Below are 12,714 nucleotides of genomic sequence, written 5' to 3'. Positions count from 1 at the left end.
ACAAGGTATCGGGTCAAAGGAGAATTGAGCAATGACAAAATCATTGACACAAACTTTTTTAACGGCGGCTTTTCTGATTGTCGGAGTGGTATCACAAGCGGGAGGGCAGACATTGCCTTTCAGTGAAGATGCGGCGAACCATTCGCTTGCCATAGGTCAGAATGCGAGCGTAGTGGGTTATAACTCCACCGCTTTGGGATTTGAAGCAAGCACAAATAGCAGTTTTCTTGATGATGACGACTATAACGAAATCGCTCATGACTCAACCGCCTTGGGCTATAGGTCAAGCGCGAGAGGACGGTCAACATCTATCGGTAGCGGAAGTAGCGCTAATGGTTATTCAACTGCTATCGGCTTTGAGACAAGCGCAGCCGAAGACTCAATTGCTATCGGCTTTAGGACGAATGCGATTAATTTTTCAACCGCTATCGGAATTTCTGCAAATAGCACGGGTTATCATTCAACTGCTATCGGAGAGGTTGCAAGTAGCACGGGTCATTCATCAACTGCTATCGGAAGTTCTGCAAGGAGCACGGGTCGTTTATCAACTGCTATCGGAAGTTCTGCAAGGAGCACGGCTCAGTCTGCAATGGCTATCGGCACTCAGGCAAGGGCTACCGCATGGGGAGCAATAGCCATTGGTCAGGGTGGTGAGCTCGTATTTAGAGACCCGGAGACACAACAATATACACTCAGACACTCCGGCGCATTTGGGTCGGCTTCCATAGCAATCGGTAGTTATTCAAACGCTTCCGCATGGGAAGCCTTAGCGGTTGGTCGCCTTTCAACCGCCACAGCAAACGGAGCCATAGCAATCGGTGGCGGAGCGAGTGCCGCAGGTATAGGTTCTATAGCAATCGGGAATAGTATTTCCGCCAACGCCGGACAAATCCGCATAGGTCATTACACCATAGATGATGTAACTATCGGCAATTACTCTTTGAGTGATTTTGCGGGAAAAGCCTCGGTCAACGCCGCACAGATTAAGCAACAGCAAGAACACGAAAAACGCATAGCGGAAATCCTGAATGCCGAAGAAGCCATTAAAAAAGCGGTCGGCTACACAAGAGAGCCAAGAGGATACAACGCCGCCGCTTTCGGTAACGGGGCAAAGGCGGACGGTGTGTTTTCAACGGCAATCGGGGTCAATTCCCTTGCCGGTGCTAACGGTTCCGCAATCGGTCAAGGTGCAAACGCAAGCACACCTTCCGCAACGGCGGTAGGGCAGGCAACGCTTGCGGGAGAGGCACACACAACGGCGGTCGGACAGGGGGCGGAAGCGAGGGCGGTTAACGCAACTGCGTTAGGTCGTTATGCTTTCGCCCTCGGAATAAACTCGTCCGCCGTAGGTGAAGACGCAGAGGCAACGGGCGACAGTTCAACTGCGGTCGGACAGGGTTCTCGTGCAGTCCGGCTGTCAACGGCAGTCGGGCAGGGAGCGAAAGCGACACGGGCAAATTCAACGGCAGTAGGTCAGGGAGCTGTTGCGAGCGGACTAAGGTCAACCGCAGTAGGACAGGGGGCTGTTGCGAATATACAATGGTCAACGGCGGTCGGACAGGGAGCAGTAGCACAGCATACTTCAACGGCAGTAGGAGAGAGATCTCAAGCAAACGGGACTGCTTCATCTGCCTTTGGTCAACAGTCGGTAGCATCTGGTAGGGCATCAACCGCCATAGGTCAGATTGCACGCGCAACCGCAGATAGTGCTACTGCAATTGGCAGGCAATCTTCAGCGAGAGGAAATATGTCAACGGCAATCGGTGAATTTGCACAAGCAAGTCAGATTGACTCATCTGCTTTTGGTCAACATGCGAGGGCATATGGCTCTAATTCATCGGCAATAGGTCAAGGGTCTGAGGCAACGGGCGACAGTTCAACTGTGGTCGGACAGGGTTCTCGTGCAGTCCGGCTGTCAACGGCAGTCGGGCAGGGAGCGAGAGCGATACAGACAAACTCAACGGCAGTAGGTCAGGGAGCTGTTGCGAGCGGACCAAATTCAACCGCAATAGGACAGGGGGCTGTTGCGAATATCCAATGGTCAACGGCGGTCGGTCAAGGAGCAGTAGCACAGTCTACTTCAACGGCAGTAGGAGAAAATGCCAAAGCAACCGGGGGTGCTTCATCTGCCTTTGGTCAAGGGTCGGTAGCATCAGGTGGGGCATCAACTGCCATAGGTCAGATTGCACGCGCAACAGCAGATAGTGCTACTGCAGTTGGCAGGCAATCTTTAGCGACAGGAATTAGTTCAACGGCGGTCGGTGGATTTGCACAAGCAAGTAAGATTGACTCATCTGCTTTTGGTCAATATGCGGTAGCAAGAGGAAATGCTTCAACGGCAGTAGGTCAAGGCGCAAAATCTAATGGTCATAATTCAACGGTAATTGGACAAGGAGCATTTACACCACATGATAGTGCAACAGCAATAGGTCAGGGAGCAGTAGCCGGAGCAAGGTCAACGGCAATTGGACACAAAGCAAATGCTGGTTACCTAGCAACAGTGGTAGGTCAGGCGGCTTATGCAATAGGTGATGCCTCAACCGCAGTTGGCATGGGGGCAAACGCAAGCAAACAATATGCGACAGTTGTAGGGCAAGACGCAAAAGCACTGGGGGCGAACTCAACGGTAGTAGGTCATTTAATAACGACGCGAGGCATAAACTCAGCAGCGGTCGGTAGAGGGGGAATTATAGAAGGCAATGACAATGTATCGATCGGTCACTTGGCAATAGTAAGACAAAAAGACGCCGTTGCCATTGGAGCGGATGCAAGGGTAGGCAGAGGCGGCACTGGTGGCATTGGAGGAATTGCCATAGGGCGTAGAGCGTCAGTAACATACACAGATGCAATTGCCATAGGGCGGGATGTGTCTGCTGGACGAGATTTGTTTTCCCCTCATCATGGGCAAATCCGCATTGGCAATGTCAATCAGTCTGATGTGCGGATTGGAAGGTATGACTTGAGAGCACTGTTTGCAGACCAGTTCCCTCAACAATCCCCCCCAAGAACACCTTCTCCCGCCGGAATTAGCCCCGCTTCCGCTGTTGTAAGAGGCGCGGAGGCAAAGGCGGAAAGTCCGGTTGTTTCGGCGGCTGGTGGTTTACATAGAGACATAGACTCTCTTAACTCCGCTGGCGCAACAGACGGAGGATTTTCAAGAGCAGTAGCGATAGGTGTCGGTGCGGAAGTTACCGGAACTGGCGGAACGGCTATCGGATACGGCGCTAGGTCAAGCGGAGTAGCTATAGGTAATGGCGCGGTCGCGGAAGCAGGGGACTTTATCTCAATCGGGCGTGACATAACTACTCAAGGCAGACAAGCCCAAATTGCTATCGGTGCGGAAAGACTTACCGACGTGAAAATCGGCGCTTATGACATCGGCGCAATGAACACTGAAATTGGCAATCTCCGCAATAACATTAACGGTTTCCAATCCGGTCTTGACACAACAAACACCCGCTTGAGCAAAGCGGTCGCAATGTCTATGGCTCAACAGTTCATAGCCGTTGACAGAGACCGGCGGGCAAGGTTCGGATTGTCTCATGCCGGGTATCGCGGACAACACGGCATAGGCGCAAGTTTCGGTGTCCGTATCAATGAGCGGATTCAAGTCCACTTTAGCGGAGCATCCGATACCGGATTTGACGAGAAGGCAATCAAATCAGGGATTGACTTCCAATGGTAAATCCCCGACCCCTCTGGATTCCTTGTCAGGGCAAGGAATGACGGGAAGAAAAAAGGCGGTTCTTTCGGGAGCCGCTTTTTTTTGATACCCTTTCCCTCAATGAAAAACCCGTCCTTCAGATTTTTCCTCTCTTCCGGTTTTGTCCTACCCACCGCCTCGGCGGCGCTTTTCTTTTTTGTCTTTCATTCATTCCTGCTTCTCCCGCTCAGGATTCAAGAACTCGGCGGCGGGCCGTCTGAAACCGGCTTCATTATGGGAATCTCAGGAGTGAGCATGTTGCTCTTTACCCCGCTCTCCGGCGCGATGGCGGACAGGTTCGGAAGGAAGATTTTTATCGTTGCCGGATTTGCCGCCCTGTTTCTGACATGCGCGGGATTTGTTTTTCTCACCGCCCTGGACTGGACTGTTTACGCCCTGAGAATGCTTCAGGGCGCGGCGTTTTCGCTGTTCTTTACCGCCGCCGGGGCGGTTGTTACTGAAACAGCCCCCGAAGGAAACAAGGTTCAGGCAATGGGCATATACGGAATGTTCACCATAGTCGGCTATGCGGTTGCCCCATACATAGGCAAGCATGTTGTTGACCTTGCGGGCTTCTCCACACTTTTCTCTCTGGTTTCGCTGGTGTGCTTTTTTGGAATCATTCTCTCGCTTTTCGTTCGGGACACTTTCTCGGCGGAGCGGGATGATTCAGCCCCGCCGGGATTTTTGCCGCCGTTTTCAGCGCCGCTTGTCATTTGCGGGGCGGTTCTGTTTGTTTCGGGCTGGGTTTTTCTCTCGCAGTTTTCCTTCGTTTCCCTGACCGCGCGCGCGGCGGGCGTTGAAGATTTTTATATCTTCTTTGTGTCCTTCACCGGCGCGGTTCTGTTTGTGCGAATCTTTCTGGGCTGGATTCCCGACAGATACGGCATCGGGTTTGTCTGCCCGCCGTTCCTTCTTCTCGCCTCTCTTTCCGTTTTCGCTCTGTCCGTGTCGCATGTTCCCTACATGCTTGCCTCATCGGGAGCGCTCTTTGGAATATCTCACGGGTTTACATATCCGTCTCTTTACCTTCTTGCCATGGAGCATTCCGGCGGCGGGGCAAAGGCAAAGGTGTTTGCCTTTTGCAGCGCGTGTTTTACCGGCGGCGGAATGCTCGGCACTTTTGCCTCCGGCATTGTTGCGGATATGGCGGGGTATTCCGCAATGTATGCGGCGCTTGCCGCAGTCTCATTTGCCGGATTTGCGGGGTTTGTCCGCGCCCGCCCGTTGCTAACATCTTTGCCCCGCAATGCCAAACTGATATAATTTCTCAATGAAGGTCAGGGAGTTGATTAAGATGATTGAAGAAGATGGCTGGTTTCAAGTGAGAGTTCGGGGAAGCCACAGACATTATAAACACCCGACCAAATCCGGGGCGGTTACCGTGTCGGGAAAGCCCGGTGTGGACATTCCAAAAGGCACTTTGAATAGCGCTTTGAGGCAAGCGGGGTTAAAATAAGAGCATGAAAATGAAATACACAGTTGTCCTTGAAAGAGGCGAATCCGGTTTCGGGGCTTTCGTTCCCGACCTTCCCGGATGTATAGCGGCGGGAGAGACAAAAGAGGAAGCCCTCTCTCTTATCCAAGAGGCGATAGAGTTTCACCTTGAAGGTTTGGAAGAGCAGGGCGAGCAGACTCCCGCCCCGCATTGCGATTTTGTTCAAGTGGAAGTGAACGCCTGACAAGCGGGCATCTCCGGTGTTTGTCCCCGCCGCTTGTTAAAAACCGCCAATAAAAGTATAGTGTCGCCATTCCTTTGGAGTTACCACGCATGAGCGACAAACCGCAAGAAACCGGCGGCGGAGAAAGTAGCGAATACACACTCAGAAAACGCAAAGCGGGCGAGATTCGCTCCGGCGGCGCGAACCCTTACTCAAACACCTTCAAGCCATCCGTTTTGATTGAGAATGTCCTTTCCGCAGACGGGGAGAAGCCTGAAAAATTCTCCATTGCCGGCAGGGTTCTTTCCAAAAGAAGTTTCGGCAAATCCGTGTTCTTTGATGTTGCTGACTCTTCGGGGAAAATCCAGTGCTACGCAAGCAAGTCGGACACCTCCGAAAACGGGTTTGAAACCGTGCAGAAACACTTGGACACCGGCGATTTCGCAGGGGTTGAGGGCTCAGTGTTCACCACAAGAACCGGGGAACTGACCGTCAAAGCGGAAGACGCCGCGCTACTGACAAAAGCCCTCCGCCCGCTGCCGGAAAAATGGCACGGGCTCAAACAGGTTGAGACCAGATTCAGAAAACGTTATCTGGACTTAATAGCCAATCCCGGCGTAAAAGAGACTTTTGTTCTGCGGTCGGCGTGCATAAGGTTCATCAGGAAGTTTCTGGACGAAAGAGGCTTTCTTGAAGTGGAGACCCCTGTGCTGCATCCGGTTGCGGGAGGCGCTGCGGCGCGGCCGTTTGTAACACACCACAACGCCCTCGGCATGGACCTTTTCCTGAGAGTCGCGCCGGAACTTTACTTGAAACGCCTTGTCATCGGAGGGCTGGAGAGGGTGTATGAGATAGGCAGAGTTTTCAGAAACGAGGGCGTTTCAACAAGGCACAACCCCGAATTTACCATGGTTGAGTTTTATCAGGCATACGCCGACTACGGCGACATGATGGCAATTATGGAGGAGATGCTGCCCGCTCTTGTCTCCGCCGTCAGCGGAGGAATGAAGATAAGTTTTGACGGGAACGAACTGGACTTTACCCCGCCGTGGAAGAGGATAGACATTCACGACTCTCTGCGGGAAAAATACGGCGAGGGCATATTGTCGGATGACGCCGCGCTGTTCAAGGAAGCGGACGCGCTCGGCGTGGGGCACGACAATGTGAGAGGCAAAGCAATTGCGGGAATCTTTGAGGAGACCGTTGCCGCAAAGTTAAAAGATCCCGCGTTTGTGTTCGGCTTTCCGCTGGATGTTTCACCCCTTGCGCGCGCGTCCGACTCAAGGCCGGAAATCGCCGACAGGTTTGAGTTGTATGTAAACGGATGGGAAATAGCCAACGCTTTTTCGGAGTTGAACGACCCCGAAGAGCAGAGAAAAAGGTTTGCGGCTCAGGCCGAAAGAAAGAGAGAGGGGGATGACGAGTCTCACGACACGGATGAGGATTTTCTCGCCGCCCTTGAGCACGGGATGCCGCCCACGGCGGGCGCGGGAATAGGCATAGACCGCCTTGTCATGCTCCTTACCGGCTCAACATCCATCAGGGAAGTTTTGTTCTTCCCCCACATGAGACCGTCTTAAATGTTTGAGTTTCTGGTTGCGTTCAGATATCTGCGTTTGCAAAAAAAAGCCGGGGCGGTGCTGTCCACCGCCGTCATATCCGTTTTCGGGATAAGCGTGGGCGTTTTCTCGCTCAATACGGTGCTTGCCGTGATGTCGGGATTTCAAACCGAACTCAGCAAGACCATCTTGGGGGCATCCCCCCACGTGCTTGTTTCAAGTTACGGCGGCAATACGGAGCCCGCAGCGCGGGTTGCGGAAAAAATAGAGGCGATCCCCGGAGTTGGAAGCGCGTCTGCGGTTGTTTACGGAATGGGGCTGCTGATTTCACAGACATCATCCCGGTGGACAAGCGTAACGGGAGTTGACCCGGCCACGCACTCCGGCACAACTCCGGCGCGAGTTCCCGAAACGGGCGGGCGGGTATTTCCGCTACTTGAGCACGGGAGTGTCATTCAGGGGGAAACCCCCATACTGCTTGGCCGCTCGCTTGCGGAATCCCTTGGCGTGGCGGAGGGGGATGTTGTCACCTTTGTTTCCCCGCGCAATACGCAAAAACCAATCGGTGGAAATCTACGGAAACACTTGAGAACGGAAAACATGCGCGTTGCGGGGATTTTCAAATACGGCCTCGCCCAGTTTGATTCGGCCGCATCTTATGTTCATATAGAGGATGCCAACAGGTTTTTTGAACACTCCGCGCCGGTCTCTTTTGAAGTTCTGGTTGAAGACCCGATGAAAGCGGATATGACGGCGGGGGCGGTTGGGAATGCGCTCGGCTTCCCGTTTGTCGCGCAAAGCTGGCAGGAGGCAAACGCGCGTCTCTTCTCCGCCATTCGTCTGGAGAAATTAGGCATCACGGTTTTTCTGGGCTTTATAGTGGTGGTTGCCTCGCTGAGCGTGATGAGCGCCCTTCTTATGATGATGATTGAAAAGAGCAGGGACATAGCGATACTGCGCGCCGCAGGCGCAACGGGTCGGCAGGTTGGAGCGGTGTTTGTTATCATGGGGGCCGCGCTCGGATTTGCGGGGACATTTGCCGGAACTGCGGCCTCGCTCTTTGTGTGTTACCTGCTTGCCGACAGTCAGGCGGTCGCGGGTCTCATTCCGTTTGACCCCGATGTTTATGGAATATCAAAATTCCCTGTTACTATAGAACCCCTGTATTTCTTCATCATTGGAGTAGCGAGTCAGTTGCTTTGCGTTATATCCGCCTTTTACCCGGCGTATTGCGCGCGTTCCGGCAACCCCGCCGCAAAGTTGAAGGTTTGATGAGCACGCTTATAGAGGCGAAAAATCTGGAGAAAGAGTATGCGGGCGGCGGCGGTTCGGTCAGAGCCGTCTGCGTTCCGGACTTTGTTGTCGCCCATGGCGAGAGCGTTGCCATAAACGGCAAATCCGGGTCGGGAAAAACAACCCTGCTGAACATGCTCGGCGCTCTTGAAGCCCCCACCCGCGGGGAGTTGTTTTTTGAGGGCGAGCCCTATGCGGCGGCGGGCGGTGACCGGGGCGCCCGGCTCAGGAGAAGAATGGGCTTTGTTTTCCAATCCCATAACCTGCTTGACGAGTTCACCGCCCTTGAAAATGCGGCAATGCCCGGCCTCATATCAGGGCTCACCAAAGCCCGCTCCCGTGAAAAGGCGCGTGAGATGTTAGCCCTTATGGAACTTGAGGGCTTGTCCGGCAGGCTTCCGGGCGAACTTTCCGCGGGGCAGAGGCAGAGGGTTGCAATAGCGCGCGCGCTTGTTTGCGAGCCCGATGTGGTTTTTGCCGATGAGCCCACGGGAAATCTGGACCCGAAAACATCGGACACGGTGGCGCGGGTGATGCTTTCGGCAAGGGATAAAACGGGCGCGGCACTTGTTGTGGCAACTCACAGCGGGGAACTATCCGGAATGTTTGACAGAACAGTTGTTGTAAGCGGTGGCGGGGTTGCCGATGCTTAACAGGGCAATCTTGCTTATTCTCTGCGGGGTCGCGCTGTTTTTTGCCGCCCCGGTCGCGGCTCAGGAAGAGGTTGTTGTCTCGCAATTACGCATTGAGGGCAACAGCAGAATAACGGATGACTTTGTGGAGACGGTTGTTTCTCAAAGGGCCGGAGCGCCGTACGATGAGGACAAGGTCGCGGAAGACATCAGAAAACTGTATGCCACGGGAAAGTTTTACGACATCTCGGTGGAGAAAGAGACCCTGCCCTCGGGTGTGGCGCTTACTTATAACCTGTTGGAAAATCCGGTGCTTGTTGACCTGTCTTTCAGTGGAAACAAAAAAATTGAGGACAGCGACCTTGAGGAAGGGGTCGGCATTAAAGAAAACACAATGGTCGGCACGGGAGATCTCCATGAGGGCTCAAAGAGAATAAGGCAACTGTATGCCGCCAAGGGCCACAGCGGGGCGGAGGTTTCATACAACATTGAGCCCGAAGCGGACGCCGGTATAAACGTTACATACAAGGTGAAGGAAGGTCCCAGAGACACCATTTCATCGGTGCGGATATCGGGCAATGAAGATATCAAAACCAAGACCCTCAAAAAACGGATATTCAGTTCGCCGCGCCGTTTTTACTCTTTGGGGCAGAGAGGGCTCTTTATACTGGAAGAGGTGGAAAAAGACACCGAGCGCATAAAGTTCGCTTATCTCGGCGAGGGGTATCTGGATGTGAAGGTGTCCACTCCTCAGATTGAATATAACGAGGAAGAGAAATCCTATGCCGTTCTGTTCAATGTTCAGGAGGGGGAAAAGTATTTTGTGGCCGACATATTGTTTGACGGGCTGGACTCCGCGCCGCCGGAAGTGAACAGGGATGAGGTTCTCTACAAGATAGCGCTAAAGAAGGGCGAGCCCTACGGAAACGGCAAGATGACATCCGCCATCAATTTCCTCACCGCTCTTTACACCAATCAGGGTTACGCCAATGTCAACGTTGAGCCGTCTGTAACGAAGCAAACCACCGAAGACGGCAAACCGGGAGTGGCCGTCTTGTTCACCATTGAGAAAGGCGGGGTTTTCCGCATAGGCAGGATAAACATTTTAGGCAATGACAAAACCGTGGACAAAGTGATAAGGCGGCAGATTCCCATAGTTGAAGGCGACATTTACAAGTCGGGGGATATTGCGGCTATCAGACCCCTTGTCGGTCGTCTGGGATTTTTTGACCCGGACTCCCTTCAAGTGACGAACGAGTTGTCAAAAGACAGGGAGAACGAACTTGACGTGGACATCACCCTGAGCGAGGCGTCAACGGCGCAATTCAATCTGGGCGCGGGCATAAGTTCCGTTGAAGATTTCATCTTCTTCGGTTCAATCAGAGAAGCAAACCTTTTCGGCACAGGCAAAACCGTGGAGGCCAGCGCAAACTTCGGCAATATCACGGACACTTACAGCCTCAGATACAGCGACAGAAACTTCTTTGACACCGACTGGACTTTTGACCTCTCCCTCGCCCGGGTTGAGAGAGACTATGTGGACTATGACTCGCTGACCACCGGAACCACAATCGGCATAGGAAAGTCTCTCTACAGACAACTCTGGGGGCGCGTTTACTACCGGTGGGAAAATCTTGAGATATCCAACCCCTCCGAGGCCGCGCAACAACAGGGCATTGTGGAGTCAACCGGAATCATAAGCGGCATAGGGGCGGACATCAGCTGGGATAACCGCGACAACTACCAGTTTCCGACCAGCGGTTACAGGACGATACTGCTTTACGAACACTCCGGCCCCTTCGGCGGCGACACTGACTTGAGCAAACTGGTGTTTGAAACAAACATGTGGATACCGGTCTTCAAAGGGGCTTTTTTCGCCATGAAGATAAGGTATGACAGGGTGTTCCTCCGCGGGGAGGGCAATTCACACGCGGTTGATGAACTGCTCTACCTGGGAGGAGCTTCGGACCTCAGGGGGTTTGATTACAGGGAGTTGACCGTTGGCGGCGGGGGCGGAACGGAGAGAATTTACGCCAAGAACGACCTTATAGTGCCGCTCTTAAAACCTCTTGGTATATACGGAGTTTTATTCTACAATATGGGCAATGTCTTTGACTCTGGCAGGGGAGAGCCGCTTTCCGTCAATCCGTCCAATCTCCGGAAGGATTTTGGTTACGGGTTCTGGTGGCGCTCACCTTTGGGTCTGGTCAAGATTGAGGTAGGCTATCCGATAGACAGGCGGCCCTTTGAAGAGAGAAGGCAAGTCAACTTCTCAATAGGAGCCGCATTCTGACGCAGCCTCTGAGAAAGGAGTAAAACAACATGAAACGAAACATTTCCGGTTTCAATTTTTTCAGTCTGCCGCTTGCGGCGGCCGCGCTGATATTCTCGTCCTTTGCGCTTTGCGCCCCGGCGGACGCGCAACAACAGGGACGCGTTGCAATAGTTGACATACAGCGGGTTCTTCTGCAGTCCAAAGCCGGCAAAAAGGCGCGAGAGTCTTTTGAAAAAGAGTTCAAGAAAAAGCAACAAATCCTTGACGAGAAAAGCAGGCGATTCGAGAGAATGGAAAAGGAACTCACAAAGAACCTCTCCGTAATGAACGAGGACACCCTCAAACAGAAAAGCAAGGAACTTGAGTCCACCAAGAAGCAACTTGTCCGTGAAAGAGAGGATTTTTCCGATGACCTAAGAAGGAATCAGGAAGATATGAGGCTGAAGTTTTCCAAGGAAATACAGAATGTTGTCAATGAAATCGGGAAGGCGGAGGGCTACTCAGTCATACTTGCCAAGTCCGGCGTGCTGTTTGTCTCTGACGGCGTTGACATAACAGAGAAGGTCATAGAACTGCATGACCGTAAATACTGAAAGTGGTCTTTGACAAAGAACAGATCAAAGAGTTCATCCCGCACAGAGAGCCTTTTTTGTTTCTGGACAGTGTCGCCGGGATGGAAAGGGGGGTGAGCATAAGCGCCCTGAAAACCTTCAGTCCTGATGAGTTTTTCTTTCAGGGGCATTTTCCGGGAAACCCCATTGTTCCCGGCGTGGTCATCACGGAAGCGCTTGCTCAGGCGGGCGGGGTGCTTATCGGCGCTTCTTTTGCGGAGGAGATAAAAGAGCAGGGGTTTTCAAACGCCTATCTGATGGGACTTGACAGTTGCCGCTTTCGCAAACCCGTGCCGCCGGGAGAGCAACTGACTCTTTCGGTAAGCCTTGAGAGGAAAAGGGGCAGAATCATGGTGTTTGCCGGTCGTGCGACCGCGGACGGGCTGAAAGTTGCCGACGCTTCCATAACGGCATCTTTTGTCTGACCGGTTTTGATTTGACACAGATTCTCTTTTGTATATAATTCGCGCCTTGGTCGGTAGTGTTTGAATTTAGAAGTCTTACCGCTGGCGTAGCTCAGTTGGCAGAGCAGCTGATTTGTAATCAGCAGGTCGGGGGTTCGAATCCCTTCGCCAGCTGTCCGAGCTTGCGGAGGGTTTTTGTTATGTTTGTTGCGCGTGATAGACAAGGGGAGATGGCTGAGCGGTCAAAAGCAGCAGACTGTAAATCTGCCGGCGTGAGCCTACGTGGGTTCGAATCCTACTCTCCCCAAAGGCTCGGGCAATTTGCGGGAGTAGCTCAGTTGGCTAGAGCATCAGCCTTCCAAGCTGAGGGTCGCGGGTTCGAGTCCCGTCTCCCGCTGGCAAGCGACACTGCCCATGTAGCTCAGTCGGTAGAGCACATCCTTGGTAAGGATGAGGTCGGCGGTTCAAGTCCGCTCGTGGGCTGTGAAAATCTGACCGTCTTTAAACATTCTTTTCGTGACAAAGGAGGGATAAAAGATGTCCAAAGCGAAATTTGAGAGAGGCAAGCCGCACCTT

At 53.0% G+C, this 12,714-nt stretch carries 10 protein-coding genes and 4 tRNA genes; all 14 read left to right on the top strand.

The window, feature by feature from the left end; genetic code table 11:
• The first annotated feature begins 31 nt into the window (after nt 1-31).
• Nucleotides 32-3,685: a hypothetical protein gene (locus OXF42_01165; protein ID MCY4046709.1), complete on the top strand. Its 3,654-nt coding sequence runs from the start codon at nt 32-34 to the stop codon at nt 3,683-3,685.
• A gap of 99 nt (nt 3,686-3,784) precedes the next feature.
• Nucleotides 3,785-4,969: an MFS transporter gene (locus OXF42_01160; protein MCY4046708.1), complete on the top strand. Its 1,185-nt coding sequence runs from the start codon at nt 3,785-3,787 to the stop codon at nt 4,967-4,969.
• Nucleotides 4,970-4,976: 7 nt separating this feature from the next.
• Entirely contained in the window at nt 4,977-5,162 is a 186-nt protein-coding gene (locus tag OXF42_01155) for a type II toxin-antitoxin system HicA family toxin (protein ID MCY4046707.1), read from the top strand.
• A 10-nt stretch (nt 5,163-5,172) separates the two neighbouring features.
• Entirely contained in the window at nt 5,173-5,385 is a 213-nt protein-coding gene (locus OXF42_01150; GenBank protein ID MCY4046706.1) for a type II toxin-antitoxin system HicB family antitoxin, read from the top strand.
• Between the two features lie 89 nt (nt 5,386-5,474).
• Nucleotides 5,475-6,944: a lysine--tRNA ligase gene (gene lysS / locus OXF42_01145; GenBank protein MCY4046705.1), complete on the top strand. Its 1,470-nt coding sequence runs from the start codon at nt 5,475-5,477 to the stop codon at nt 6,942-6,944.
• Entirely contained in the window at nt 6,945-8,195 is a 1,251-nt protein-coding gene (locus OXF42_01140; protein MCY4046704.1) for an ABC transporter permease, read from the top strand.
• Nucleotides 8,195-8,869: an ABC transporter ATP-binding protein gene (locus OXF42_01135; GenBank protein ID MCY4046703.1), complete on the top strand. Its 675-nt coding sequence runs from the start codon at nt 8,195-8,197 to the stop codon at nt 8,867-8,869. Before OXF42_01140 ends, OXF42_01135 begins: the two co-directional genes overlap by 1 nt.
• Nucleotides 8,862-11,141 (top strand): outer membrane protein assembly factor BamA, encoded by a 2,280-nt coding sequence (bamA, locus tag OXF42_01130; GenBank protein ID MCY4046702.1) that lies wholly within the window; start codon nt 8,862-8,864, stop codon nt 11,139-11,141. Before OXF42_01135 ends, bamA begins: the two co-directional genes overlap by 8 nt.
• A 29-nt stretch (nt 11,142-11,170) precedes the next feature.
• On the top strand, nt 11,171-11,716 hold the full coding sequence (locus OXF42_01125; protein MCY4046701.1) for an OmpH family outer membrane protein: 546 nt from the start codon (nt 11,171-11,173) through the stop codon (nt 11,714-11,716).
• A gap of 2 nt (nt 11,717-11,718) precedes the next feature.
• Entirely contained in the window at nt 11,719-12,159 is a 441-nt protein-coding gene (fabZ, locus tag OXF42_01120; GenBank protein ID MCY4046700.1) for a 3-hydroxyacyl-ACP dehydratase FabZ, read from the top strand.
• A gap of 80 nt (nt 12,160-12,239) precedes the next feature.
• Nucleotides 12,240-12,312: transfer RNA gene (locus OXF42_01115), tRNA-Thr, on the top strand.
• A gap of 50 nt (nt 12,313-12,362) precedes the next feature.
• Nucleotides 12,363-12,445, top strand: a tRNA-Tyr gene (locus OXF42_01110).
• A 16-nt stretch (nt 12,446-12,461) separates the two neighbouring features.
• A tRNA-Gly gene (locus OXF42_01105) sits at nt 12,462-12,535 on the top strand.
• Nucleotides 12,536-12,548: 13 nt separating this feature from the next.
• Nucleotides 12,549-12,621: transfer RNA gene (locus OXF42_01100), tRNA-Thr, on the top strand.
• The last annotated feature ends 93 nt before the right edge of the window (nt 12,622-12,714 follow it).

It is taken from the genome of Candidatus Dadabacteria bacterium, from assembly GCA_026708565.1.
In the GTDB taxonomy this organism is placed as follows: Bacteria; Desulfobacterota_D; UBA1144; order Nemesobacterales; family Mycalebacteriaceae; genus Mycalebacterium.
The sequence above is the reverse complement of the archived record's forward strand: the minus strand, read 5'-3'. Positions and strand labels throughout refer to the sequence as shown.

Bases quoted from the DNA above. Each gene is read 5' to 3' on its own strand.
- OXF42_01165 (MCY4046709.1), top strand. From the start codon at position 32: ATGACAAAATCATTGACACAAACTTTTTTAACGGCGGCTTTTCTGATT.
- OXF42_01160 (MCY4046708.1), top strand. From the start codon at position 3,785: ATGAAAAACCCGTCCTTCAGATTTTTCCTCTCTTCCGGTTTTGTCCTA.
- OXF42_01155 (MCY4046707.1), top strand. From the start codon at position 4,977: ATGAAGGTCAGGGAGTTGATTAAGATGATTGAAGAAGATGGCTGGTTT.
- OXF42_01150 (MCY4046706.1), top strand. From the start codon at position 5,173: ATGAAATACACAGTTGTCCTTGAAAGAGGCGAATCCGGTTTCGGGGCT.
- lysS (MCY4046705.1), top strand. From the start codon at position 5,475: ATGAGCGACAAACCGCAAGAAACCGGCGGCGGAGAAAGTAGCGAATAC.
- OXF42_01140 (MCY4046704.1), top strand. From the start codon at position 6,945: ATGTTTGAGTTTCTGGTTGCGTTCAGATATCTGCGTTTGCAAAAAAAA.
- OXF42_01135 (MCY4046703.1), top strand. From the start codon at position 8,195: ATGAGCACGCTTATAGAGGCGAAAAATCTGGAGAAAGAGTATGCGGGC.
- bamA (MCY4046702.1), top strand. From the start codon at position 8,862: ATGCTTAACAGGGCAATCTTGCTTATTCTCTGCGGGGTCGCGCTGTTT.
- OXF42_01125 (MCY4046701.1), top strand. From the start codon at position 11,171: ATGAAACGAAACATTTCCGGTTTCAATTTTTTCAGTCTGCCGCTTGCG.